The sequence below is a fragment of the Geomonas anaerohicana genome, from assembly GCF_016458305.1.
GTDB classification, from domain to species: Bacteria; Desulfobacterota; Desulfuromonadia; order Geobacterales; family Geobacteraceae; genus Geomonas; species Geomonas anaerohicana.
The window spans coordinates 67,174-92,971 of record NZ_JAEMHL010000001.1 but is presented as its reverse complement, the minus strand read 5'-3'; the positions used below and the strand labels follow the sequence as shown (position 1 = coordinate 92,971).

Annotated in this window: 21 protein-coding genes; 14 read left to right on the top strand and 7 right to left on the bottom strand. The window is 61.6% G+C overall.

Annotated features, from left to right (window positions below):
- Nucleotides 1-91: 91 nt before the first annotated feature.
- The 3 genes from JFN91_RS00375 to JFN91_RS00365 are packed head-to-tail and all read right to left on the bottom strand — an operon-like array spanning nucleotide 92 to nucleotide 3,215.
- Entirely contained in the window at nucleotides 92-691 is a 600-nt protein-coding gene (locus JFN91_RS00375) for a cytochrome c oxidase subunit 3 family protein (RefSeq protein WP_199387247.1), read from the bottom strand.
- Entirely contained in the window at nucleotides 688-2,307 is a 1,620-nt protein-coding gene (gene ctaD, locus JFN91_RS00370) for a cytochrome c oxidase subunit I (RefSeq protein WP_199387246.1), read from the bottom strand. The genes JFN91_RS00375 and ctaD overlap by 4 nt, the downstream gene beginning before the upstream one ends.
- A 29-nt stretch (nucleotides 2,308-2,336) precedes the next feature.
- Complete coding sequence (locus JFN91_RS00365) at nucleotides 2,337-3,215, bottom strand: SCO family protein (RefSeq protein ID WP_236014855.1); 879 nt, start codon at nucleotides 3,213-3,215, stop codon at nucleotides 2,337-2,339.
- Nucleotides 3,216-3,465: 250 nt separating this feature from the next.
- On the opposite strand from JFN91_RS00365, the gene JFN91_RS00360 reads away from it, so the two are divergent.
- The 6 genes from JFN91_RS00360 (at nucleotide 3,466) to JFN91_RS00335 (ending at nucleotide 9,760) form a co-directional block, all read left to right on the top strand.
- The gene (locus JFN91_RS00360) at nucleotides 3,466-3,654 is read left to right on the top strand and encodes a hypothetical protein (RefSeq protein WP_199387245.1); all 189 of its coding nucleotides are present in this window, start codon (nucleotides 3,466-3,468) and stop codon (nucleotides 3,652-3,654) included.
- Nucleotides 3,655-3,822: 168 nt separating this feature from the next.
- Nucleotides 3,823-5,379: a bacteriohemerythrin gene (locus JFN91_RS00355; RefSeq protein ID WP_199387244.1), complete on the top strand. Its 1,557-nt coding sequence runs from the start codon at nucleotides 3,823-3,825 to the stop codon at nucleotides 5,377-5,379.
- 224 nt (nucleotides 5,380-5,603) lie between these two features.
- Nucleotides 5,604-6,560, top strand: coding sequence for a ferrochelatase (hemH, locus tag JFN91_RS00350; protein ID WP_199387243.1), 957 nt, complete (start codon nucleotides 5,604-5,606; stop codon nucleotides 6,558-6,560).
- Nucleotides 6,557-6,736, top strand: coding sequence for a hypothetical protein (locus tag JFN91_RS00345; RefSeq protein WP_183344170.1), 180 nt, complete (start codon nucleotides 6,557-6,559; stop codon nucleotides 6,734-6,736). The genes hemH and JFN91_RS00345 overlap by 4 nt, the downstream gene beginning before the upstream one ends.
- A gap of 134 nt (nucleotides 6,737-6,870) precedes the next feature.
- Nucleotides 6,871-7,689, top strand: a complete 819-nt coding sequence (locus tag JFN91_RS00340; protein WP_199387242.1) for an AAA family ATPase — start codon at nucleotides 6,871-6,873, stop codon at nucleotides 7,687-7,689.
- Between the two features lie 118 nt (nucleotides 7,690-7,807).
- Nucleotides 7,808-9,760, top strand: a complete 1,953-nt coding sequence (locus JFN91_RS00335) for a TraB/GumN family protein (protein ID WP_199387787.1) — start codon at nucleotides 7,808-7,810, stop codon at nucleotides 9,758-9,760.
- Between the two features lie 183 nt (nucleotides 9,761-9,943).
- Here JFN91_RS00335 and JFN91_RS00330 read toward each other — a convergent pair whose 3' ends face one another.
- The 4 genes from JFN91_RS00330 to JFN91_RS00315 form a co-directional block, all read right to left on the bottom strand.
- Nucleotides 9,944-10,369: an endonuclease domain-containing protein gene (locus tag JFN91_RS00330; protein WP_199387241.1), complete on the bottom strand. Its 426-nt coding sequence runs from the start codon at nucleotides 10,367-10,369 to the stop codon at nucleotides 9,944-9,946.
- A 164-nt stretch (nucleotides 10,370-10,533) separates the two neighbouring features.
- Nucleotides 10,534-12,444: a selenocysteine-specific translation elongation factor gene (gene selB / locus JFN91_RS00325; protein ID WP_199387240.1), complete on the bottom strand. Its 1,911-nt coding sequence runs from the start codon at nucleotides 12,442-12,444 to the stop codon at nucleotides 10,534-10,536.
- Between the two features lie 175 nt (nucleotides 12,445-12,619).
- Entirely contained in the window at nucleotides 12,620-14,491 is a 1,872-nt protein-coding gene (locus JFN91_RS00320) for an ABC transporter ATP-binding protein (protein ID WP_199387239.1), read from the bottom strand.
- A 155-nt stretch (nucleotides 14,492-14,646) separates the two neighbouring features.
- Nucleotides 14,647-16,356, bottom strand: a complete 1,710-nt coding sequence (locus JFN91_RS00315; protein ID WP_199387786.1) for an ABC transporter ATP-binding protein — start codon at nucleotides 16,354-16,356, stop codon at nucleotides 14,647-14,649.
- A gap of 579 nt (nucleotides 16,357-16,935) precedes the next feature.
- Between JFN91_RS00315 and JFN91_RS00310 the strand changes: the two genes are divergently transcribed.
- The 8 genes from JFN91_RS00310 (at nucleotide 16,936) to JFN91_RS00275 (ending at nucleotide 25,658) form a co-directional block, all read left to right on the top strand.
- Nucleotides 16,936-17,520, top strand: a complete 585-nt coding sequence (locus JFN91_RS00310) for a 4Fe-4S dicluster domain-containing protein (protein ID WP_183344161.1) — start codon at nucleotides 16,936-16,938, stop codon at nucleotides 17,518-17,520.
- Entirely contained in the window at nucleotides 17,517-18,470 is a 954-nt protein-coding gene (locus JFN91_RS00305) for a CoB--CoM heterodisulfide reductase iron-sulfur subunit B family protein (RefSeq protein ID WP_199387238.1), read from the top strand. The genes JFN91_RS00310 and JFN91_RS00305 overlap by 4 nt, the downstream gene beginning before the upstream one ends.
- Before the next feature lie 35 nt (nucleotides 18,471-18,505).
- On the top strand, nucleotides 18,506-20,503 hold the full coding sequence (locus JFN91_RS00300) for a CoB--CoM heterodisulfide reductase iron-sulfur subunit A family protein (RefSeq protein ID WP_199387237.1): 1,998 nt from the start codon (nucleotides 18,506-18,508) through the stop codon (nucleotides 20,501-20,503).
- A gap of 243 nt (nucleotides 20,504-20,746) precedes the next feature.
- Nucleotides 20,747-21,250, top strand: a complete 504-nt coding sequence (locus tag JFN91_RS00295; RefSeq protein WP_199387236.1) for a hydrogenase iron-sulfur subunit — start codon at nucleotides 20,747-20,749, stop codon at nucleotides 21,248-21,250.
- Between the two features lie 164 nt (nucleotides 21,251-21,414).
- Complete coding sequence (locus tag JFN91_RS00290; RefSeq protein ID WP_199387235.1) at nucleotides 21,415-22,359, top strand: 4Fe-4S dicluster domain-containing protein; 945 nt, start codon at nucleotides 21,415-21,417, stop codon at nucleotides 22,357-22,359.
- A gap of 213 nt (nucleotides 22,360-22,572) precedes the next feature.
- Entirely contained in the window at nucleotides 22,573-23,583 is a 1,011-nt protein-coding gene (locus tag JFN91_RS00285; protein WP_199387234.1) for a 4Fe-4S dicluster domain-containing protein, read from the top strand.
- 107 nt (nucleotides 23,584-23,690) lie between these two features.
- Nucleotides 23,691-24,533, top strand: a complete 843-nt coding sequence (locus JFN91_RS00280; RefSeq protein WP_199387233.1) for an FAD/NAD(P)-binding protein — start codon at nucleotides 23,691-23,693, stop codon at nucleotides 24,531-24,533.
- A gap of 216 nt (nucleotides 24,534-24,749) precedes the next feature.
- Entirely contained in the window at nucleotides 24,750-25,658 is a 909-nt protein-coding gene (locus JFN91_RS00275; protein WP_328745190.1) for a DMT family transporter, read from the top strand.
- Nucleotides 25,659-25,798 lie beyond the last annotated feature (140 nt).

Sequence of the window (25,798 nt, the reverse complement as noted above, 5' to 3'; positions counted from 1 at the left end):
TAATACCAACTGCCACGGTCCTATGCCGTGGCCTTCGCCACGTGTTTTTTCTCAATCTCAATCTTTATCTTAATCTTTGCCCAGTTTGCCTCTAAAGAATCAAGTAGTAGAGCGGGAAGATGAAAATCCAGACCAGGTCGACCAGGTGCCAGTACAGGGTGACGTTTTCCAGGGTCACGTTGTCACCGGCATTGATTCTCTCTTTGCTCACCATCACGGCGGTCCAGCTCATCAGCACCGCGCCGACGATGACGTGGATGCCGTGCAGACCGGTGGTGAGGTAGTAGAGACCGAAGAATATGGATTCGCCCGGCGGCCCCGCGATCAGCTTCGGGGAGTTGGGGTAGATGCCGTGGTGAAATTTGGCGCTCCACTCCAGGTACTTGATGCCCAGGAAGATGAACGCGCAGCCGATGGTGCCGGAAAGAAGCCCCAGGGTCAGCTTCTTCGCCCCGGTCTTGATGGCGGTGACCGACATCGCCGCGAACAGCGAACTGGTGAGCAGCACCACCGTGTTGGTGGCCCCGTAGACCAGGTCCAGTTGGTGGCCGCCCAAGCCGAACTCCTTGGGGTAGCGGGTCAGGTAGACCGAGTAGAGGATGAAGACGCCGCCGAAGAGAAGCATCTCCGTGAACAGGAACAACCACATGCCGAGCTTGGCGCCGAAACTGTCCTTTTCCAGGTGACTCATGGAACCCCCACCCCTTTGAAATCATACGGCCCGTGGGTCACGACCGGGTCCTCTTCGAAGTTCTCCGTGGGTGGAGGGGTCGCGATGCTCCATTCGAGACTCGCCCCGCCCCAGGGGTTGCCGGTGAACGGTTCGCCCCTGAACAGGCCGCGCCAGAGGTTCCAGACCACGATGGCCACCCCGGCCAGCATGATCCAGCTCCCGACCGTGGCCACGAAGTTCAACCGGGCGAATTCCGGGAGGTAATCGTAGTAGCGCCGCGGCATCCCCTCCATCCCCAGCACCTGCATGGTGAAGTAGAGGATGTTGAAGCCGATGAACATGAACACCCAGCCGATGATGGCCGGCTTTTCCTGGTAGCGGCGCCCGAAGTACTTGGGTAACCAGTAGTGGGCCGCAGCAAAGAAGGCGAAGCCGGTGCCGCCGAACATGACGTAGTGGAAGTGACCGACCACGAAGTGGGTGTCGTGCACGTGGATGTCGGTGGCGGCCGCGCCCAGAATGAGGCCGGAGAGCCCGCCGATGGAGAAGAGCAGGATGAAGGAGAGCGCGAAGAGCATGGGCGCTTCCAGCGAGATGGATCCCTTGTACATGGTGGAGACCCAGTTGAACACCTTGATGGCCGAGGGGATGGCCACGATGAAGGTCAGGAAGGAGAAGACCAGGACGCCCAGGTCGCTCATCCCCGAGGTGTACATGTGGTGCCCCCACACCGCCGAGCCGGCCGCCGCGATGGCGAGGCTCGAGAAGGCGATCATCTTGTAGCCGAAGATCGGCTTTCGCGAGAAGACCGGGATGATGTCGGAGATGACCCCCATCCCCGGCAGGATCATGATATAGACCGCCGGGTGCGAATAGATCCAGAACATGTGCTGGTACATGACCGGGTCGCCGCCGCGGGTGGGGTCGAAGAGGCCGAGCCCCAGGATCCTTTCGGTGACCACGAGCAGCAGGGTGATGGCGATGATCGGAGTGGCCAGCACCTGCACCCAGGCCGTCGCGTACAGGCTCCAGGCGAAGAGCGGAATCCGGGTCCAGGTCATGCCCGGGGCGCGCATCCGGTGGATGGTGGTGATGAAGTTGATCCCGGTGAGGATGGAGGAGAAGCCGAGCACGAAGACGCCGAACACGGCCAGCGAGACGTTGGTGGTGGTCCGGGCGCTGAAGGGAACGTAGAAGGTCCAGCCGGTGTCGGGGGCGCCGCCGCCGGTGAAAAGCGAGACCAGCACGATGACGGCGCCGATGGCGTATAGCCACCAGGAGAAGAGGTTCACCCGCGGGAAAGCGACGTCCCGCGCTCCCAGTTGTATGGGGAGCACCAGGTTGCCGAAGGAGGCCGGTATTCCGGGGATGATGAAGAGAAAGATCATCACCACCCCGTGTACAGTGAACATCGCGTTATAGGTCTGCGCGGTCATGATGGTCGGTCCCGGCGCCATCAGCTCCAGCCGGATCAAAAGCCCGAGGAACGCGCCGACCAGGAAGAAGCCGAACACGCAGTAAAGGTACATCAACCCGATCCGCTTGTGGTCGGTCGAGAATATCCAGGCGCCGATCCCGGTCCTCCCGGTATCCCGCCAGAAGCCGCCTTCCGCCATTGCCGTTTCGTGACTCATTTTTCCCCCAAACATGCAGCGCCTGCGTTCTAGGCGTTGGTGTTGTTTCCCTTGTTATTGCCGTTATTGCCGTTCCCGTTTCTCCCGTTTTTCCCGCCCACGACCAGGAAGATGATGAAGCCCACCACGCAGATGATGATCACCGTCGCGCTCACCCTGAGGATGTTGAACTCGTAGCTCTTGCTGTTGGGGTCGAAGCTGAAGCAGTAGCTTACCATCTTGCTTATGGTGGTACCGACGCGTCCCTGGCGCGCTTCCATGAGCGCCAGCGTGACGTCCTTGGCGAGGAAATGGGTGCCGTAAAGGTAGCGCACGATCATGCCGTCACGCGCGACGACGAAGCTCACCACGGGGTGTACGAAGTCGTTGCCCTTGCGCTGGAACTGGAACCCGGCGGCATCGGTGAGACTGCGTATGTTGGCCGCGTCGCCGGTGAGGAAGGTCCAGTTTCCTTCCGGGAACTTCCCCTTCATCACCGTCTGGTACAGGTGCTTCGACTTCAGCGCCCGCTGCGGGTTCTCGCGCTCGTCGAAGCTGACCGAGATGACCCGGTATTCCTTCCCCGGTTCCAGCTTGATCTCGGGAAGCACCCTGGCCAGACCTTCCTGCAGATAGTTGCAGACGTTGGTACAGGAGTAATAGACCGGGAGGATGATGGTGGGGCCGGTGACCAGGTCCCGCAGGCGCCGCTGACGCCCGTTCTCGTCGGTGAACACCAGGTCGAGCGGGATCTTGGCGCCCAGCCGCTCATCGAGGCCCACCTTGGCATCCGTCTGGGCCGCGCCCTCGTGGTGAGCGGCGGCGTCCTCCTCGCTATGGGCACGCACGGCAGCCGGGTAAAGCAGCAGGACCGCCACCCCCAACAACACCGCACGCCGGATAACGCCAATGATACTCATCGCTTCCATTGCACCTCTCATGGGAAAAACAAGTGCTCATTATAAATCAATCTTCCCCACTGTCCACATGAGGAGCAATTATTTCCCAAGCCCCCCCTGCGCCCTCTTTTTTTTCCTGTGTTGCCGGTGACATACCCTGAACCAGAAGATTAAGCTTGACTTAATATTCTCATACATTAGACTGTGCCAATGCTTTTTCTCATATGGCAGACTGGCCGGGGGGCTCTCCGATGCTTGCCCGGCAACAAGGAGGCCGGCTATGAAGAGTTTTCCTTGCAAGATCGTGATGGCAGCCATCATCCTCTCCTGCGGTTTCGTGATGCAGATCGAACAGTCGGAAAATGTTCAACACAGGGAGAGAAACCGGCACATCAACAACCCCGAAGTTGCCGCCAACCTCGCCGCAGTGCAGGATCGTCAACACCAAAGCGGACGCCCTTCCTGGTAGCAACCATCCAGCCGGTTATCTCAGAAAGAACAAACGGTGCCCTCGGCTCCCGTTCCGGCAGGGTCGGTTGCGGATTTTAATTGTAAACAACTCGATACCTTTAAAGTTTTTGTCTTGTGCAGACGATAATCTCCTTGAGTGTGAAAAGCCTAGAAAAGGAGATCGTTCATGTCTTTCACTGCCCGCCTTATCACGATCAACCTGATTGCAGTCTGCGCGACGGTCACCTCTACCATTGCTTTGGGAAACTGCGGCAACATCCTGACGATGGTGGGGGCAGGAACCTTCATCTTTTTGATTTCAGGACTGGCCAGTTGGTACGTGGCCCGTTCCGAATCCCGAGTCCTGCGGGAGATTGCCGACGCATTGGAGGCCGCCGCCCAAGGCACCCTCTCCCGTCGCGTCGAGCGTATCCCCGGTGGTGAAGTCGGCCGCATCGCCAACGCCTTCAACAACATGATGGGGGATTGGAACAAGACCATGCACCAGTTCTTCACCGTCACCGACCTGGTTCGCGACTCCGTCGCGCTGGTGAGTGCCACCAACGACGCCATGGCCTCCGCCGCCGAAGACGTCGCCATGCAGGCATCCACCATTGCCACCGCCAGCGAGGAGATGTCCGCCACCTCCGCCGATATCGCCCGCAACTGCATCTACGCCGCCGAAAACGCCCACAAGGCGACCGCGGAGACCACCGCCGGCGCCGAGATCGTCCGCAACAGCGCGCGGCTCATGGAGAACATCGCCCAGCGGGTGACTTCCACCTCGACCTCGGTAGCAGGACTTGGCGAGCGTTCCGACCAGATCGGCGCCATCGCCGGCACCATCGAGGACATCGCCGACCAGACCAACCTCCTCGCCTTGAACGCGGCCATCGAAGCGGCACGCGCCGGTGAAACCGGCCGCGGCTTCGCGGTCGTGGCGGACGAGGTACGTGCCCTGGCGGAGCGGACCACCCGCGCCACGAAAGAAATCGACACCATGATCAAGTCGATCCAGAGCGAGACGCGGGACGCCGTCGGCGCCATGGGCGAGGGGGTGGAGCAGGTGAACCAGGGCACCGCCGAGACCTGCCGCTCCGGCGAGGCACTGAACGGGATCCTGGCCATGATCAACGACCTGACCATGCAACTCTCCCAGATTGCCACCGCCGCCGAGGAGCAGACCGCCACCACCCACGAGATCACCGGCAACATCCAGATGATCACCTCCGTGGTGAACAGCAACGTTGAGAGCGCCCGCAACACCAAGGCGGCCACCGGCAAGCTGGTGCAGCAGGTGGACGAGCTGCACGAACTCGTCTCCCACTTCCAGCTTTCCGACGCCATGGTCTGGGACCAGAGCTTCGCCACCACCATCAACACCTTCGACGATCAGCACAAGAAGCTGTTCGCCATGGTGAACGAGCTGGCCCAAGCGATGCAGCATAAACGCAGCAAGGAGGCCATCGGGTCCGTGCTGCAGCGTCTGATCGAGTACACCGGCAGCCACTTCGCCGCCGAAGAAGAGGCCTTCCGCAAATCCGGCTACCCTGAGGAGACCGCGCACGTCCAGCAGCACAAGGCCCTGGTGAGCCAGGTACTCGAGTTGCAGGCGAAATTCAACTCCGGCGAAACGGTGCTCACCCACGACGTCATCGAGTTCCTGCAGAACTGGCTGGTGAACCACATCAAGGGGACCGACAAGCGCTACGCCCCCCACCTCACCAAGGCCGGCATCCGGTAAAGGCGTTTAACAGGGATAAAAGGGATAAAGGGGATAACTGCACAAACCATAAAAGCTTGGGGTTTTAAACCAGGCCGTATGGTTTTTGCCGTTCATCCCTTTCATCCTTTTTATCCCTGTTAATTTGTTTTGCTGTTCCCCCTTCCCAATGAATTAAACCGGTTCTACTTCCCCTCGTTTTCTGCTACATTTCTTGGGCCACTATTCTCGCCCAAGAGGTTGCCATGTCTGACAAAACCGCACTCCTGCTGCTCCAGATGGGAGGCCCCGACTCGCTCGATGCCGTGCACCCTTTCCTCATGAACCTGTTCACGGATCGTGACATCATCAAGATCGGGCCGGCCTTTTTGCAGCCTTTCATCGCACGGCGCATCGTCAACAAGCGCGCACCGGAGGTCACGGAGTTTTACCGCCAGATCGGCGGCAAGTCCCCGATCCGCGAGCTGACCGAGGCCCAGGGCTCGGGACTGCAGGCGCTGCTGGGAGACCGCTTCCGCTCCTTCGTCGCCATGCGCTACTCCCGCCCCTCCACCATCGATGCCCTGGCGGCGATCAAGCGCGAAGGGATCAAGCGCGTGGTGGCGCTCTCGCTGTACCCGCACTACTCCAGGGCGACCACCGGCTCCAGCGTTAACGAGCTGCAGCGGGTGCTCAAGGAGGCCAACGCCGATTTCGAGATCATCTACATCGATCGTTTCTACAACCATCCGCTCTACATCAAGGCGCTGGCCGCCAAGGTGATCCGGGGACTGCAGTCCTTCCCCGACCCGAAAGACGTCCAGATCGTTTTTTCCGCCCACTCGCTCCCCCAGTCCTTCATCGACGAGGGCGACCCGTACCTGGCGCACATCCAGGAGACCGTGCGGCTGGTGATGGAACAGGTAGGGGAGGCGAGCCACCTGCTCTGCTTCCAGTCCAAAGCGAGCAAAGTGAAGTGGCTGGAGCCTTCCACCGAGGCGACCATCCAGCGCCTGGGCAGGGAAGGGAAGGAAAACCTGTTGATGGTGCCGCTTTCCTTTGTCTCCGACCATATCGAGACCCTTTACGAGATCGACATCCAGTACGCAGAGGAGGCCAAGGCGCACGGCATCAAGCGCTTCGTCAGGACCGAGTCGCTCAATTCCGACCCGATGTTCCTGGATTGCCTGGCCGACCTGGTAAGGACCACGGTAAAAGCATGAAAACCTGCAGCATCTGCAAGACCGAGTACGACGAGAACGAGCCGGATTCGCTGTACGGCGAGGCGGGAGAGTGGCTGGCGGAGGAATTCTTCAAGGATGCCGGCGAGCTCTGCAAGAGCTGCCGCGAGAACCGTGCCCGGCTGGTCATGATGTACGGGCACGAAATGAACACCTGAAACCATTAACAAGGAGGAAATCTGAGGACATCTGAGAAAACCCACAAGAATCTTTAGGTTTTCTCCAGCTTCTGTCTTTACTCAGATTTTCTCAGACGTTCTCCTTGTTACAGGTTTGGTTTTTTGGAGCTTTTATGGACCGGATCACGATTGACGGCATCAACCTGACCCTCGCCAACCCCATCGAGCTACCGCTGCGCTGGGTCGGGGACGAGGAACTGCTCCGGCAGCTTTTGGCTGCCTGGATGGTCATCGACGAGCGCGACATCCCCTTCAACCCGCGCCTGATCGGCAAGCCCGGCGTCGGCAAGACCACCCTCGCCTACGCCGCCGCCAAGAGACTGGGCCGCAAGGTCTACCTGTTCCAGGCCACCATGGACACCCGGCCGGAGGACCTGATCGTGACGCCGGTCATCGGCCCGGAGGGGACCATCCAGTATGCCGCCTCCTCACTGGTGTCGGCCATGATCTCGGGCGGCGTGCTGATCCTCGACGAGGGGAACCGGATGAGCGAGAAGGCCTGGGCGTCGCTGGCGCCGCTTCTGGATGACCGCCGCTACGTCGAATCGATCATCACCGGCCTCAGGATCCAGGCGCACCCGGACTTCCGCATCGTGGTGACCATGAACGAAGACTCCTCCACCTTCGAAGTGCCGGAGTACATCCATTCCCGCCTGCAGCCGCAGCTCTTCATCGACTTCCCCGAGGCGGAGGAGGAGCTGGCGATCCTGAAAGAGAATCTTCCCTTCGCCGGCAGTTCCATCCTCAACTATGTCGTGCAGTTCCTGCAGCGCGGCCACGCTGCGGACGAGCCCTATTCGGTGCGGGACGGCATCAACATCGCGCGCTATGCGCTTAAGATGATGGCGGCCACCGAAAAAGACCCGCGCGAACTGCTGCCGCTCGCGGTGGAACGGATCCTCGGGGAAGAGGCGCTCCGGTATTTGAAGTAACTTTTTTGAGGTCAAATTCCCTCCCCCGGAGGGGGAGGGTCAGGGAGGGGGAGGCTTTCCTTTTACGATCCTCCCTCCCAGCCTCCCCCCTCCGGGGGGAGGAGCTTTGGACATACCTATGCCCGACCGACTCTACCTGGAACAATTCGGCAACGTCCACGCCCTCCCCATCCTGCACTACCGGATGGAGTTCGCCCACCTGGTGCGGGAGGCGTTCGATACGGTAAAGCCTGATTGCATCGCGCTGGAGCTCCCGCAAACACTGGAGCAGCAGTTCCTGCGCGGCGTGCGGCGCCTGCCGGAAATCTCGGTGCTCGCCTACCACGTCGCCGCCCAGTCCGTCTTCCTCATAATCGAACCGGCCGATCCCCTGATCGAAGGAGCGCGCCTCGCCCTGGAGCGCCAGATCCCGCTGCACCTGGTCGACATCGACCTCGACTCCTACCCCTCTCACCCGGAACAACTCCCCGATTCTTACTCCGTGCAGCGCATCGGCCTGGAGCCGTTCTACCGGGAAGTCGCCAAGCTGTACCGTGGTATCCCGCCGGGAGAGGAGGACCTGCGCCGGGAGCGGGGCATGGCCTACCGCCTGCGGCAGCTTTCCCAGCAGCACGAGCGCGTCCTCTTCATCTGCGGCATGGCGCACCTGGAGCGAATCCGGCGCGATTTCGACGCGCCGCAGGCCCAGCCCCTCACCCGCACCCACCGCGAGGGGATCACCATCTTCAACCTGCACCCGGAATGCTGCCACGAGGTCCTGGCCGAGTACCCGTTCCTGTCCGCACTCTACGAGACCAGGCGCTCTCCCCTCCCCCCCGAACCTGCACCCGGCGGTCCTTCGCTGAGAAAGAGCTTCAACGCCTTTGAGCTGATCCTGGGCGGGAAGCAGAGCATCCCGGAAGAGGAGGCGCTGGCCGAGTCGGTGCAGAGAAGCGCACACCGCATCGGTCCGGAAGGGGAACTGCCGGACCGGCAGAAGATCATGCTGCGGCTCTTTTTGGAAGCGGCGCGGCACTACCGGCAGGAGACCGGCGACAAGGTGCACTTCTGGCAAAAGCGGGCCTTCTTCCGTTTCGCCCGTAACTACGCGCTGTTGTCGCGCATGCTGCTCCCCGACCTGTTCCAGATGCTCGCCGCCGCGCGCGGCTGCCTGGACGACAACTTCGCCTACGCCTTCTTCCGGCTGGCCGCCCATTCCCCCTGGCAGAAGGAGACGAGCGACATCCCCACCCTGCGCCTTTCCGCCGCCGAGCTCTGGTCCGCCACCAAGAGGATCAGGTTCCGCCCGCGCGAGCAGGTGCGCGCCAAGGGGCTCTCGCGGCTCAAGATGATGAACCGGAAGAAGGAAAAGCGGCCCGGCGACTGGCTGGAGGGGTTTGATGACCCGTACATCTGCTCCTTCCCCCCCGAAGATCTCAACATCGAGGAATACGGCCGCAACCTGAAGCGGATCGGGGCCCGGCAGTTGAGCGAGGAGGCGAGCAAGTCCGAGCCGTTCAGCTCGTCGCTTCTGGACGGGATCGACATGCGCGAGACGCTGCGCAACATTCACGAAGGGAAGATCTACGTCCGGGAGAACAAGCGGCTGAAGAGCGGCGTTGGGTGCGTGGTAGTGATCCTCGACGAGGACAAGGAGGGGACGAAGTACCCGTACTGCATGACATGGCTTGGCGAGCACGCGCAGGAGTCCGACATGGCCTTCTACGCCACGCCCCCTACCGACAACATCGTGGGGCCGGGGATTTCGCGCTGCGAGTACGGTGGGTTTCTGTTGAGCTACCCGCCGCGGCGGATGGTGGACGTCTGGCACGACCCGGACTACAGGTATGCGCTCGGCAAGGCGGAGCACCTGCTGATGGCTGCGCTCGACTATTCGCTGGAGAAGGACGTGGTCTACGCCGCGGCCAAGCCCCCCAGGAGTTTCCTGAAACAGCACGCTGCGCGGCTGGGGAAGAGGATCATCTACCTGCCGCTGGGGAGCCTGTCCCCCGTCGCCCTAAAGAAGCTGCGTGCCTTCCACATCCTCTACGGGCGGGACAAGCGGGATATCGCCAAGGATTACATTTGGTAGGAGTCGTCTTGTTGAGGAGAAGTCTTCCCATGTGAGGAGAAGTCTTCCCCCTCCCCAACCCTCCCCCTCCGGGGGAGGGAGCTGTGGACGCCCAAGCTTATGAAGGCGACAGCTGCAGATGTCAGCTGCTATCCAATCCGCAATCGCCGAGCCCACAAAGTCCCCTCCCCCGGAGGGGGAGGGTTAGGGAGGGGGAAGTTTTTTGTTCCTGCCGTAACTAACTCCTACCCTCTGTAGCAACACCTCGTAAATTCTTTCCAGCACTCCTTCCAGGTTCACAAAGAGTTCGTGGTTCCATATCCTGAGAAGAGAAATGCCCTGCGCCTCCAGGAAATCTGTTCTTCCTCGATCACGTAAGGCATTGAGAGGCTGGTTGTGCTGCCCACCGTCCAACTCCACCGCTAGTCTTGCTTCCGCACAATAGAAATCCAGCACGAACTTCTCAACCGGGTGCTGCCGCCGGAACCGGAAGCCACCCATCTGCTTACGGCGCAAACAAAACCAAAGCAGTTGCTCCGCGTCCGTCATATGCTGGCGCAGCATGCGAGCAGCCTTAAGGAGTTCAGTTGGCAATGGCGGCGGGTCGAATATGGGATTGTCTGCGTCCATGCTTTTCCCCCTCCCCAACCCTCCCCCTCCGGGGGAGGGAGCTGAGACGAACGCACAGAAGCATAACTGAGACGTCAGTTCCGGCAACGGACAAAAAAAAGGCCCCTCGAACCGAAGGGCCTTTTCGTTTTCCTTTATCTTAATCTCAGTCTCAATCTGCCTCTTTACCCCTTCCTCAACACCCTCTTGTCCCCCATGCGGATGGTGAGCTTCTCCTGGTCGAAGTACTCCAGCAGCGGGATCATGAACTTCCTGGACAGGCCGGTGATGTCACGGAACTCCGGCGGGGTGATCTCCCCCTTCTCCTTCAGATGCGCCACCAGCTTGTCGCGCAGCTCGTTGACGGCGCCGGGGGCGTAGAAGATGTCTCCCTTGATCTTGGCCACCCTCCCCTCGCGGAACATCATGTTGGCGTGATCGAGCACCTGCTTCTCGGTGGCGCCCACCAGGTCGCAAAGTTCCTTCAAGGTAGGAGGCTCGAACCACGCCTTGGTCAGCGCCTCTTCGAGGGCGCGCTGCACGCTGGCCTGGTCCTGGGTCACACCGACCTTGCGCCCGGGGAGCTTCACCAGCTCCCGGTCGGAAAGTGCCAGCCCGTCCTTCTCCAGGCTCGCCAGCACCGGCCCGAAGAAGCGTGCATCGCTGCGCTTGGGAATCCGGGATTTCAGCTCCTCCTTGCCGATACCTTCCTGCATCGGGTTTTCCTGGAGGTACTCCTCCAACTCGGTGGAAAGCCTCTGCTTCAACTGCGCAAAGGCATCCTTACTGAGAAAGATGCGCGGCTCCTTGACCACCTGGAGCACCGCCCCGCTGGAAAGCAGGGGCGCCAGCGCTGCTTCGATCCGCTTACCCGACATCCCGGAACGGTTCACCATCTCCTGGATGGAGATGCCGGAGAGCAGCGACGACTCGACCAGCAGCCGGATCCGCTCCTGGTCCACGCCGGATTCCGCCGCCTCCAAAAGTGCGAGCGCCTCTGCGGAACGGCGGCGGCGGCGCGGCGGCGCGGGGTCCAGCACGGTGCCGCCCCCCAGTGTTGCCTGCGGCGAATAGGTACGCAGCACGAACGGGTCGCCCGGCAAGAGCAGTACCGGGTGCTCAAGGCGCAACTGCACGTAGGCACTTTCGCCCGGCTGCAGCGCATCGCGATCGAACAGGATGACCTTGGCAGGAACCTCGTAGGTGGCCGAGTGCAGACGGACACCGGCGCGGTGCTTTAACTCCTTGCCCATCGATGCGAGGTAGTTGAGGCGCACGTCGACGGCGCTGGTCGGCTTGTAGAGCCCCTTGGGAACCACCACGTCGCCGCGCTGCACATCGGTGTGATCCACACCTTGCAGGTTCACCGCGAGCCTCTCGCCCGCCCCGCCCTTTTCGACCTTGGAGCCGAAAGACTGCACGCCGCGCACGCGGCAGGCGATGCCGGAGGGGAGGATCTCGACCTCGTCGCCGACGGTGACGGCACCGGAGAGGAGCGTGCCGGTTACGACGGTGCCGAAGCCGGTCACGGTAAAGACGCGGTCCACCGGGAGCCGGAAGGGGGAGTCGACCCGCTTCTGCTCGATCTCCTTCGCCATCCTGGTGAGTTCCGCCTTCAGGTTTTCGATGCCGTCGCCGGTGCGGGAGGAAACACTGATGATGGGGGCGCCGGCCAAGAAGCTTTCCGCGAGGTAGTCACGCACCTCCTCGGTAACCAGGTCGAGCCAGTCCGGTTCCACCATGTCCTTCTTGGTGAGCACCACGATACCGCGCTTCACGCCCAGCAACTGGCAGATCTCCAGGTGCTCGCGGGTCTGGGGCATGATCCCCTCGTCCGCCGCAATCACCAACAGCACCAGGTCCATGCCGCCCACGCCGGCCACCATGGTGCGCACGAAGCGTTCGTGGCCCGGAACGTCGACGATGCCGAAGCGCAGGTCGCCCGGGAGTTCCAGGTGCGCGAAGCCGAGTTCGATCGTGATGCCGCGGGCCTTCTCCTCTTTGAGGCGATCGGTATCAACGCCGGTCAGCGCCTTCACCAGCGAGGTCTTGCCATGGTCTATGTGTCCGGCGGTGCCGAGAATGAGATGCTTCATGGTGGTGCTCCGTGAAAAAAAGTGCTTCTTATATCGCAATTTTTGAATGAAAGGTCAACCGGTCTTTCAACAACTCCTCCCCCCGGAGGGGGGAGGTCGGGAGGGGGGATGGATAGTCACAGGGACTTCCCCCTCCCCTGCCCTCCCCCTCCGGGGGAGGGAGCATACGGACGGGCTAATCCTTGAACTGCAGCTGGTACAGCCGGTAGTAGAGCCCTTGAGCGGCCATGAGTTCGGCGTGGGTACCCTCTTCGGCCTTCTCGCCGCGGTGGATGACGACGATGCGATCGGCATCGCGGATGGTGGAAAGCCGGTGCGCCACCACCAAGGTGGTGCGTCCCTGCATCAGCCCCTCGAGTCCCTGCTGGATCAGCCGCTCGCTCGCGGTGTCGACGCTGGCCGTGGCCTCGTCCAACACCAGGATCTCGGGATCAAAGGCGACCGCTCGGGCAAAGGAGATCAGCTGACGTTCGCCGGCGGAGAAGTTTACGCCGCGCTCGCGCACCTCCTCGTCATAGCCGTGGGGCAGTTCCCGGATGAAGCGATCCGCGCCGACAACCGCCGCAGCCCGCTCCACCCTTTTGAGTGCATCGGGATCCCCCAGGGAAATGTTATAGGCGATAGTGCCGGAGAAGAGATAGGGATCCTGCAACACCACGCCGATGCGCTTGCGCAGGGCCGGGAGCTGCAATTCCCGGATGTCGGTGCCGTCGATGGTGATGGAGCCGCGCTCGACGTCGTAGAGCCGGGACAGGAGCCTGGTCACGGTGGTCTTGCCCCCGCCGGTTTCTCCCACCAACGCCACTTTCTCGCCACGCTTCATCTGCAGCGAGAACCCTTTCAGCACGTAATCCCGATCTTTGTAGGCGAACCAGATGTCGTTGAAGCAGATGCTCTGCAGCGCGTGCGCGGGAGATCCTTTGCACGCCTGCATTCTGGCCCGCAACTCCTCCCCCTCCGGGGGAGGGAGAGCTTGAGTCAGTCGGCTGTCAGTCCTTACCGTCCCAGTTGCGGCTTCCGGGGACGGTACCGGTTCGGGCTCGCGGTCATTATTGTCCAAAAGGGCGAAGATGCGCTCCAGCGAGGCCATCGCCCCCTGCATGATCGAGTACTTGGCGGAGAGGTCGCGTATCGGGGAGAAGAATTTCTCTATGTACTGGATGAAGGCGACCAGGGAACCGAAGGAGAGCGTCCCCTTGACGATCTCGCCGCCACCGTACCAGATGATGAGCGCGACGGCCACCGAGGAGAGGGATTCGACCACCGCGTAGAGGGCGGCATCCCAAGTGATAACGGGGAGGTTGGCCTCCACGTACGAGGCGTTGAGCCGGCGGAATTCCTCGGCCTCCTCCCGCTCGCGGTTGAAGAGTTGGACCACCGCCATGCCGCCGATGCTCTCAGCGAGAAAGGCGGAGAGGTTCGCCTGGCGCGCGCGCACCTGGCGGAAGGCGAGCCGCATCCACTTGCGGAACGCGAAGGCGACCCAGATCAGCACCGGCAGCACCGAGAAGGTGACCAGCGAGAGCCGCACGTTCATCCAGAGCATGATGCCGACGATGCCGGCCAGCACCAGGATGTCGCCGACCACGGTCACGATGCCGGCGGCGAACATCTCGCCCAGCACCTCGATGTCGCTCGTCAGCCTGGAGACAAGGCTGCCGACCGGGGTCTGGTCGAAGAAGCGGGTGGAGAGGCGCTGGATGTGGCTGAAGAGCTTGACCCTGATATCGTACATGACCCGCTGGCCGACCCACTGCAGCAGGTAGACCTGGGCGAACATGAGGATCGACTCCGCGAAGATGACGGCAAGAAAGCCCGCCGCCAGGGCCGGCAGTCCTTCCATGCGCCCCTTCACGATGTGTTCGTCGATGGCGACCTTGATGATCCAGGGCTGGGCGAGTTTGGATGCAGCGATCAGGGGGAGCACGAGGAGTGCCGTCACCAGCATGCGGCGATAGGGCAGGATGAAGGCGAAGAAGCGCCCCATCAGGCGCCGGTCGTACACCTTACCTACCGTTTCATCCTCGTATATCCCACCGAAGTGCATGCTGCTCCCTTAAAACCTGAAAGGCTTATATTTAACGCAAAGCCGCAAGGACGCTAAGAAAATCTAAAATCTTAATGGTTTAAACCCTAAAGTCGTTTCAGGTTTTGATTCTCTTTGCGCCTTTGCGTCTTTGCGTTAAAAATTGCTTTTTTCCTTTAAAGTCTTTCTATCTCCGCCTTCAGCTGCTCTTCCCTGTGGATGGCGGCGTAGCGGCCGCCGAGTTCCAACAACTCCGCATGGCTCCCCTCTTCTACGATGCTCCCCTGCTCCAGGACGATGATCCGGTCACAGTTGCGCAGCGGCGACAGCCGATGCGATACGATCAGCACGGTCCTCTTGCCGTAGTAGCCGGAGAGCGCGGAGAGAATCTCCTCCTCGGTGTCGGCGTCGACCGCGGAAAGGGGATCGTCCAATATCAATATGCTCGGCTCCTTGATGAGGGCCCGGGCAATGGAGACACGCTGTTTCTGTCCCCCGGACAGCGTCACCCCCCGCTCTCCCACCAGCGTGTCCAGCCCCTGCGGGAAACGGGTCAGATCACCGGAAAGCCCGGCAATCCTGGCGGCGTGCTCGATCTCCTCCCGGGTCGCCCCCGGTTTGCCGTAGCCGATGTTCTCGGCGATGGTGCGCGAGAAGAGGAAGGTTTCCTGGGGGACGAAGCCGACCGCTTCGCGGATGCGCTTGAGCGGCAGCCGGTTCAGGTCGATACCGTCGATGAACAAAGAGCCCTCAGCCACCGGGAAGAGTCGTGGAATCATGCGCACCAGGGTCGATTTGCCGCTCCCCACCACCCCGACGATGCCGATGCGGGCCCCGCGCGCGATCTTCAAATCGATACCGCGCAGCATCTCCGCGCTGCCGTAGCTGAAGCTGAAGTTGCGGTACTCGATCTCCCCGCCGATTGCCCCCGGGTCGATGGGCTGCTCCGGCTCCACCACCTCGGCGTGGGCGTTCAGGATCTCGCCCAACCGGGTCATTGACGCGGCTCCGCGCTGCACCAGGTTCAGGATCCAGCCGAACATGATGGTGGGCCACACCAGCATGGCGAGGTAGCCGTTGAAGGCGACAAAACCGCCCAGGGTAAGCTTGCCGCTGATGACCTGGTTGCCGCCGACGAAAAGGATGATAAGGGTGCCGATGGCGCCGGTTGCCGCCATTACCGGCAACATCATGCCGCGGATCTTGGCCATCGCCATGCTGGCATCGCTGTAGCTGTCGCACACGGCACCGAAACTTGCGATCTCACCGTCCTCCCGGCAGTAGGCACGTACCACTGCCGCGGCGGAGACGTTCTCCTCGACGCGCGTGGTGAGCCGGGCCAGCGCCTCCTGGGTCCGCTTGGAGATCCGGAACATCGAGGCGCTCATCTGCTTCACGATCAGGATCATGATCGGGAAGGGAAGTACCGAGCACAGGGTGAGAAACGGGGAGATCCGGGTCAGCAGGATCAGCGAGGCGGTGTAGATCACCACCGTGTTGAGCAGGCTCAGGACGCCGAAGCCGAGCAGCATCCTGACGTTGGTGAGATCGTTGGCCAGCCGGGACAGGATGTCGCCGGTGCGCCAGTTGGAGAAGTAGGTGCGATCGAGGGTGAGCAGCTTGGCGTAAAGGTCCTCGCGCAGTTCGTACTCGATGCGGCGGCCGGCATTGAGGAGCGTAGTGCGGGAAAAGACACGGATGACCCCCTGTGCCACCGCGGCCGCAGCGATCATGGCCCCGTACTGGGCGGGTGTGTAGCCGGCCTTGGCGGGAGCCTGCAGCGCCTCGATGGCCAGTTTCAGAAGCCACGGGATGGCGAGTCCGCACAGGTTGGTCCCTACCAGCAGCAGGGCCCCAAGCAGGTAAGCCCCCCGGCGATTGCGCATGTAGCTGTATAGTCTTCTCAATTCGCCGATGGCCCACCTCACGGATAACGCCCCGACAGTATTATTACATTTCGTTTTTCCTGTCAAAGTATTTGCCGATTCCAATGATTTACGGCGCTTGTTTTAAAAAAACGTAAACACACTCTTTTGACCCGGCCAAACCACTGTGCAGCGAGATTTGACCCGGATCGGAATTCTTTAACTATTTCCAACGCTACATCAAGCACTTCCGAGGCTAGCGATAACGCGGGCCTTGTTGTTCTAAAATTTCACTTTTTCGGGCAATTTTGCCGCTTTGAAGATGCTCGGAAAAGCCCATTTATCCGCACTTTTTCACAAAAGCTCTTCTTTTTCACGCAGTTCCACGCAAAACAATTGCTTGCTTTTTTGTTTTAAAATGGCGTATAGTCCATTCCAATTTTTTGTATGACACGAATTGTTATCATTTTAAAACAACGTTCTCCAGCATGACACCCATCGGCCACAAAGCACTTGCTCTTTCGCTTTCGATGGGCGTATGATTTCGAACTGTTTATTAACAAAATGGTCCCCGACCATGAACCAGTCACGAGGTCCGCAGTGAAAAACAAGTTGATGCACCTCTCCAACGAGACCATGAACATCGGGTTCGTGAAGAAGGTGGAGGCACTCTCCGGCAGTTCCGTGCGGCGCTGCTTCCAGTGCGGCAAATGCTCTGCCGGCTGCCCCATGTCCACCTTCATGGAGCATCCCCCCAACCGGGTGGTGCGTCTGCTGCAGTTGGGGCAGGGGCAGCGCATCCTGGCGGGGCGCTCCATTTGGTACTGCGCCTCCTGCGAGACCTGCACCACCCGCTGCCCCAACAAGGTCGATCTCGCCGCCATCATGGACGCGCTGAGAAAACTTTCCTGGGACGCCGACGGTCCTTCCAAGGAAAGCTACGTGCAGCTCGCCAACCGGCTCTTCATCGAGAACATCCGCACCTACGGCCGTCAGTACGAGCTGCGCCTGGGCGCCGCCTTCAACATGAAGAGCGGGCAGTTCCTGAAGGACCTCATGCTCGGGCCTAAGCTGATCTCTAAAGGGAAGCTGAAGATGTTCCATTCCAAGAACAAGAACATCGCGGAGATCGAAGGGATCTTCAAGCGGATCGAGGAGATGCGCAAGAAAGGGGAGGCGCTGTGACACCTGGCAAGAAACGTCTTAGTTATTCCTATTACCCGGGGTGCTCGCTGCACGCTTCCGGGCGCGAATACGATATCTCCACCCGGGCGCTGTTCAAGGCGCTCAACGTGGGGCTGAAGGAAGTGCCGGACTGGTTCTGCTGCGGGGCTACCCCCGCCCACAACGTGGACGAGCTTTTGTCGCTGTCACTCTGCGCCAAGAACCTCTCCCTGGCGGAAGAGGTCGAGGGGGACCTGGCCGTCGCCTGCGCCGCCTGCTTCTCGCGCCTGAAGACCACGCAGCATCATCTGAAAGAGGACGACACCAAGAGAAAGCAGGTCGAGGTCGCCATCGACGGCCCCGCCGCGCTCAACAAGCCGGTCAAGCACATCCTGGAGATCCTGGCCCGCGAGTTCGGCCTCGCCAAGCTCGAGGAAAGCGTGAAGAAGCCGCTCATGGGGCTCAAAGTCGCTCCCTACTACGGCTGCCTCTTGACCCGCCCGCCCGAGGTGCCGGAACTGGATGACTGCGAGGACCCGAGCATCATGGAGGACGTCCTGCGCGCCCTCGGCGCCGAGCCGGTCAAGTGGAGCCACCGCATGGAATGCTGCGGCGCGAACTTCACCCTGTCCCGTCCGGGCGTGGTGCTCAAACTTTCCAACGCCATCCTGGAATCGGCGCGCATCGCGGGCGCGGACTGCATCATGGTCGCCTGCCCCTTGTGCCACGGTAACCTGGACATCCGCCAGAAGGAGATCAAGGAAGCCTACGGCGCCCCCGACTCCACCCTGTTCGGCAACATCTTCGGCTCCGAGCTGCACGGCGGCAGCGCCCCCGACCAGCGCGACATCCCCATCTTCTACGTCACCCAGTTGGCGGCGCTGGCGATGGGTGTTGCCTCGGAGAGCCTCGGTTTCGAGAGTGTCATCACCGACCCGAAACCGCTGTTGAGAGATAAACAGCTGCTGTAGCCCACCCGGGCGGCAGCGCATGGATTGAGGAGCTTATGTCCAGAATCGGCGTTTTTGTGTGCCACTGCGGTGAGAACATCTCCCGCACGGTGGATGTGGAGCAGGTTGCGAAGGCCGCGGGGGAGATCCCGGGCGTCGCCTTCTCCTGCGATTACAAGTACATGTGCTCGGACCCCGGGCAGACCCTTTTGAAGAAGGCGGTTGCCGAGCACAAGCTGGACGGCGTGCTGGTCGCGGCGTGCAGCCCGCGCATGCACGAGAAGACCTTCCGCAAGGCCGCCGAGGCGGCGGGGCTCAACCCGTACCTGTGCGAGATGGCCAACATCCGCGAGCACTGTTCCTGGGTCCACGAGGACCGGGACATGGCGACCGCCAAGGCCAAGGACATCGTGAAGCTGATGGTGGAAAGGGTCCGCAAAGGGAAGTCGCTCGCCCCGATCACGGTGCCGGTCACCAAGCGCGCCCTTGTGATAGGCGGCGGCATCGCCGGCATCCAGGCGGCCCTCGACATCGCCGACGCCGGGCACAGGGTGGTTCTGGTCGAGCGTGAGCCGTCCATCGGCGGGCACATGGCCCAGCTCTCCGAGACCTTCCCGACCCTCGACTGCTCCCAGTGCATCATGACCCCCAAGATGGTCGACGTGGCCAACCACCCGAACATCACCCTGTTCACGTACTCCGAGATCGAGAAGGTGGACGGCTACATCGGCAACTTCCAGGTGACCGTGAAGCACAAGGCGCGCTCGGTGGACGAGTCCAAGTGCACCGGCTGCGGCATCTGCATGACCAAGTGCCCCAAGAAGAAAATCCCCAACGAATTCGACCAGGGGCACGGCATGCGCCCGGCCATCTACGTCCCCTTCCCGCAGGCGGTCCCCAACACGCCGGTGATCGACCGCGAGAACTGCACCATGTTCCAAAGCGGCAAGTGCGGCGTCTGCGCCAAGGTCTGCGGGCCGGGCGCGGTGGACTACGAGCAGCAGGACACCTTCACCGTCGAAGACGTGGGCGCCATCGTCGTGGCCACCGGCTTCAAGCTCTACACCATCGACAGAAAGCCCGAAGGGAGCCCGATCCAGGGGTACGGCGAGTTCGGCTACGGCACCATTCCCGACATCATCGACGGCATGACCTTCGAGCGCCTCGCCTCCGCCTCGGGCCCGACCGGCGGCAAGATCCTGCGCCCCTCGGACGGCAAGGAACCCAAGCAGGTGGTCTTCATCCAGTGCGTCGGCTCGCGCGCCAGGGAGAAAGGGATCTCCTACTGCTCCAAGGTCTGCTGCATGTACACGGCAAAGCACACCATGCTCTACCACCACAAGGTGCACGACGGGCAGGCCTACGTCTTTTTCATGGACGCGAGGACGCCGGGCAAGGGGTACGACGAGTTCTGGCGCCGCGCCGTCGAGGAAGAGGAAGCGGTCTACATCAGGGGGATGGTGTCCCGCATGTACCAGCGCGGCGACAAGATCGTGGTGATGGGGAGCGACATCCAGGTCGGCGTCCAGGTCGAGATCGAGGCCGATCTCGTGGTGCTGGCCACCGCGGTGCAGCCGCAGGACGGCGCCGACCTGCTGGCGCAGAAGCTCGGCATCTCCTACGACAAGTACAACTTCTACTCCGAGGCCCACGCCAAGCTGAAGCCGGTCGAATGCGCCACCGCCGGGATCTATCTCGCCGGCGCCTGCCAGGGTCCGAAGGACATCCCGGATACCGTGAGCCAGGCCTCCGCCGCGGCGGCCAAGGTGATGACGCTCTTCGCCAAGGACAAGCTCGAGCGCGACCCGGTGGTCGCCAAGGTGAACGAGAAGTACTGCGTCGGCTGTTTCGCCTGCAAGAAGGTCTGCGCCTACGGCGCCATCGAGGAGAAGGAAATCCGGGACCGCCAGGGGAACCTGGTGAAGAAGGTTGCCTACGTGAACCCCGGCGTCTGCGGCGGCTGCGGCACCTGCCAGGCCACCTGCCCGTCCAAGTCCATCGAACTCGACGGTTACACCGACGAGCAGATCATGGCGATGATAGAGGCGCTTTAACGGCAGAAACCGTTCAAGGTTCAACGTTCAACGTTCGAGGGACGGCAACCTAAAACGGCTACTGCACTGGTACAAGTCACCAAACACTCCGTTCCGTCAGAGCTTTAAAACCCGTTCACCGTTCAAGGTTCAACGTTCGAGGGGCATGATCTGAAACGGCTACGGCACCGGTACAAGTCACCAAACACTCCGTTCCGTCAGGGCTATAAGCGTGTCGAACGTTGAACGGATCTTGAGGTTTCCATGCACGTTGAAGTTACCAAGCACGATTTCGAACCAAAGATAGTCGCCTTCGTCTGCACCTGGTGCACCTACGCGGGGGCGGACCTCGCAGGCACCAGCCGGATGCAGTACCCGCCCAACGTCCGGGTGCTCAAGTTCCCCTGCACCGGGAGGATCGATCCGGTCTTCATCCTGCGCGCCTTCCAGAAAGGGGCGGACGGGGTTCTCGTTTCCGGCTGCCATCCCGGCGACTGCCACTACATGGCCGGCAACTTCCACGCCCGGCGCCGTTTCGCCGCGTTCCGCGCCCTCTTGGACTTCGTGGGCGTCGACCTGAACCGGCTCCAGTTCTCCTGGGTTTCGGCAGCCGAAGGGGGCAAGTGGGTCGACGTGGTGACCGAGCTGACCGAACGGGTGCGCACCATGGGGCCGATGCCCGAGTTCAAGGAGCTCGAGCACGAGGAGCAGTGGTCCGGCGCCATCAACACCCCGGAGCTCAAAGAGGCTTACGACAGCATCGGGTGATTGGCTGGGGGTAGCCCCCTCCCAACCTCCCCCCTCCGGGGGGAGGAGCAAGAAGAAGCGCCATAGTCCCCTCCCCCGGAGGGGGAGGTTAGGGAGGGGGAGGATTCCGCTCCCAACCGACACAACTTGCGTCCGGCATCTGCCGCGGCGCCAACGGATCAGACATGAACGCTAAAGCAAACAAGAACCAGGTGACCTGCATTGAACCGGATTACTACCAGGCAATCACCGAGGCGATCCGCAAGGAAGCGGTAAAGATCCTCAAGGATGAGACGGTGGTCGGCGTGGTGGGCTACCTCCCCGGCCGCCGCAAAGGGACCGCGAGCCCCGCACTGGTCACCACGGTGGAAGAAGCGGAAAAGCTCATCTTCTCGCCCGCCTGCGTCAACAACCTCTCGGTCTACCTCACCAAGGCCAAGAAAGGGGTGCTGAAGCAGGGCAAGGTCGGCATCGTCGCCAAGGGATGCGACATGCGCGCGCTGGCCGGACTGATGACGGAATCGCAGCTCCAGCGCGAGGACCTCTTCATCATCGGCGTAGTCTGCCCCGGCGTGTACGGCTTCGGCGTGGAGCGGACCGGCACGCTGACGGAGGCCAACATCGCCCGCAAGTGCCGGGAGTGTACCGTGCACATGCCGGAAGGCGCCGACGTGGCCGCCGGGACGCACGCCGAACTTGCCGATCTGACCCCGGAGGAAGCACAGGAGATGGCGCGCATCGAGGCGATGCCGCAGGCGGAGCGTTGGGCGTTCTGGAAGGAGCACTTCTCGCGCTGCATCCGCTGCATGGCCTGCCGCCAGGTCTGCCCCTTCTGCTACTGCGAACAGTGCCTGTGCGACAAGAACCGGCCGCAGGCGGTGGAAAGTTCGCCACGTCCCGCGGGGAACATGGCCTGGCACCTGGTGCGCGCCATGCACCTTGCCGGCCGTTGCGGCGGCTGCGCCGAGTGCGAGCGCGTCTGCCCAATGGACATCCCGCTCAACCTGTTGAACCGCCGTATGGCCCAGGAACTGAAGGAACTCTACGATTTCGAGGCCGGGCTCACGCCGGTGGATAAGGGACCGCTCAACGAGTACAAGGAAAACGACGACCAGTCGTTCATCAAGTAGATACAAGAAGCTGAAACCGTAGCCTCACGTCCCCTCTCCCGGAGGGGGAGGGACAGGGAGGGGGCTTTAGGTTACGCAGCGCTTCCCCCCTCCCAACCTCCCCCCTCCGGGGGGAGGAGCTAGAAACACAGCAGCATTACAACAGTCAGCAGCGCCCTCACCCCTGCCCCTCTCCCGGAGGGCGAGGGGAAAAGGCCAACAAAAGAGACCTTTATGCCGCAGATCATTACGGAACAGAACCTTCGCAATCTGATCGACCTCCTGGTCAAGGAAGCCAAACTCGTGGTGGGACCGAAACTGTCGGGATCGGTGGTGCTTTATGAACCGCTGACGGCAGGCTCGGACCTCACCCTCGACGCGCTGCCGCGCCGCTCCTCCAAGGAGCTGTTCTTCCCGATCTGCGAGGACATCCTCTCCTACAAGCGGGAAAACGGTGCCATGAAGGTGAACGACGTGGACCGCTCCAAATTCCCGGAGGCGGTGCTGATCGGCGCCCCTCCCTGCGACGCCGGCTCCCCCGCCATCCTGGACGCGGTAATGTCCTGGGACTACAAGGACGAGTTCTACCTGGAGCGCCGCCGCAAGAGCACCATCGTCGGGATCGCCTGCACCAAGGGTGACGACGCCTGTTTCTGTCGCGCAGTCGGCCTGGCTCCGGATGCCGAGGCGGGGAGCGACCTGTTCCTGACCCCGCTCAAGGACGGCTCCTACGCCTGTAATGCGGTGACGGAAAAGGGTCAGGCCCTGGTGGCTGCGCACCAGAACCTCTTCTCGGAAGGGGCAGGCGCCGAGCCGAAACCGTTTGTCGACCAGGCTGTCGCCAAACTCAACCTGGTAAAGATCAAGAAGTGGCTGGAAGAGCACTTCGAGGACCCGCTCTGGGAGAAGATCGCGGACATCTGTGTCGGCTGCGGCGCCTGCGCCTTCATCTGCCCGGCCTGCCACTGCTTCGACATCAACGACGAGGGGAGCACGGACGACGGCGTCAGGCGCAAGCACTGGGACGCCTGTGGCTTCGCCAAGTTCACCAACCACGCCTCCGGCCACAACCCGCGCGACGTGCAGAACAAGCGCTACCGGAACCGGATCATGCACAAGTTCAAGTACTACGACGACAAGTTCGGCAAGACCCTTTGCACCGGCTGCGGCCGCTGCATCCGCGCCTGCCCGGTCGGCATCGACATCGCAGAAATCCTGGAGACCATCAACAGCAAGCAGGACTAAAACGAACAGGGATAAAGGGGATAAAAGGGATAACAACAAAGGCCTATTGGTTTTATCCCTTGCATCCCTTTTATCCCTGTTAAACGCCTTATCGAGAGAAACGACCTATGTGCAAATCCGATAACATCTACCTCCCCAACCTCGCTACCATCGAAGCCATCGTCGACGAGACGCCTGACGTCAGGACGCTGCGCCTGGTCTTCCAGGACGAGCAGGTCCGGGAGAACTTCAGCTTCCGCGCCGGCCAGTTCGCCGAGTACTCTTCCTTCGGCTTCGGCGAGTCGACCTTCTGCATCGCCTCGGCGCCAACCCGCAAGGGGTACATCGAGTGCTGCTTTAGGAGCGTCGGGCGAGTCACCGAATCGCTGAGAAGGCTCGAAGTCGGCGACACCGTCGGCGTGCGCGGCCCCTACGGCAACTCTTTCCCCATCGAGGAGTTTTTCGGCAAGAGCCTGGTCTTCATCGCGGGCGGCATCGCCCTGCCGCCGCTTAGAACCGTGATCTGGAACTGCCTGGACCTGCGCGACAAGTTCAAGGACATCACCATCGTCTACGGTGCCCGCTCCGAAGCGGACCTGGTCTACAAGCACGAGTTGAAGGAATGGCAGGAACGCGACGACGTGCGCCTGGTGAAGTGCGTGGATCCCGGCGGCGCCGGTCCGGACTTCGACGGTAAGGTAGGTTTCGTCCCCACCGTGCTGGAAGAGGCGGCGCCGAGCGCCGAGAACACCATCGCGCTGGTCTGCGGTCCCCCGATCATGATCAAGTTCACCCTCCCGGTCCTGGAGCGCCTCGGTTTCACCGACGACAACATCTACACCACCCTGGAAAACCGTATGAAGTGCGGCGTCGGCAAGTGCGGCCGCTGCAACGTCGGCAATGTCTATGTCTGCAAGGACGGCCCGGTCTTCACCGCGCGCCAGGTGAAGGCGATGTCGCAGGAGTTCTAAGCTCTTTACGTGAAGGGGACTGGCTCCGCAGGTGCCTGTCCCCTTTGCTGTAAAGCTTCCCCCTTGCCCTCCCCCTCCGGGGGGAGGGTTTGTTTTCCATCCGTCTTTATCCCTTTTATCCCTGTTCAATTTGCTTGACCAAGTGCGCAAAATGAGAGAGTCTTTCCGCTTTGGCGCCGCCCTCACCCCAGCCCTCTCCCTGAGGGCGAAGGGGATGTGGACGAAATCTTCGCCATAGCAGGTATTGCGATGCCGTACCTCCTCCTTACCCTAAGCGCCCTGATCTGGTCCGGGAACTTCGTGATCAGCAGGGCCATGAACAACGTGATTCCCCCTGCCGGCTTTGTGTTCTGGCGCTGGGTGGTGGCTCTCATTGTGCTACTACCGGTTGTGCTGCCGCGCCTGCGCGAGCAGTGGCCCATCGTGCGGGCGAACCTGCCGCTGGTCGGCATCTCCGGCCTGTTCGGCGTCACTCTCTTCAACTTCCTGATCTACACGGCCATGCACTGGACCACCGCCATCAACGCGGCGCTGGTCAATTCCGCCATCCCCATCTTCATCATCATGTTTGCGCGCATTTTCTACGGGCAGCGCGTCATGCTGCGCCAGCACGCCGGCATCGCGTTGTCCCTGGTCGGCGTCGCCGCCATCATCCTGCGCGGCGACCCGTCCCGCATCCTCACCCTGACCTTCAACCGCGGCGACCTGCTGGTACTGCTGGCCGCCATCGCCTGGGGCCTCTATTCCGTCGCTATCAAGCGCTACCCGCAGGGGCTGAACCCGTTCGTGTTCCTGTTCTCCATGACCGTGTGCGGCTTGGTCCTGCTGATCCCGTTCTACGGGTACGAGATCTCCCAGGGGCACCTGATGACCTGGAACCTCCCTACCATCCTCAGCGTCCTGTATGTCGGCATCCTCGCCTCCGTGGTCGCCTTCACCGCGTGGAACCACGGCCTGCGCCAGGTCGGTCCCCATGTCGGCGGGCAGTTCGTGCACCTGATGCCAGCATTCAGCACCATCATGGCCGTCGCCTTCCTCGGTGAGCGACTGCAATCCTTCCACGTGGCCGGCATCGTGCTCATCTTCGCCGGGATCATCTGCGCGACGTACAAGGTGAAGGGATAAGCCTCTTCCCCCTCCCCAGCCCTCCCCCTCCGGGGGCGGGTGCCCTCCTTCGGGCAGTCGACGCTTACCAACGGTCCATTGTCATTCGTTCATTACCCCTGACTTTCCGTATACTTCCTTGCGCTTTTTCCCTCACAGCT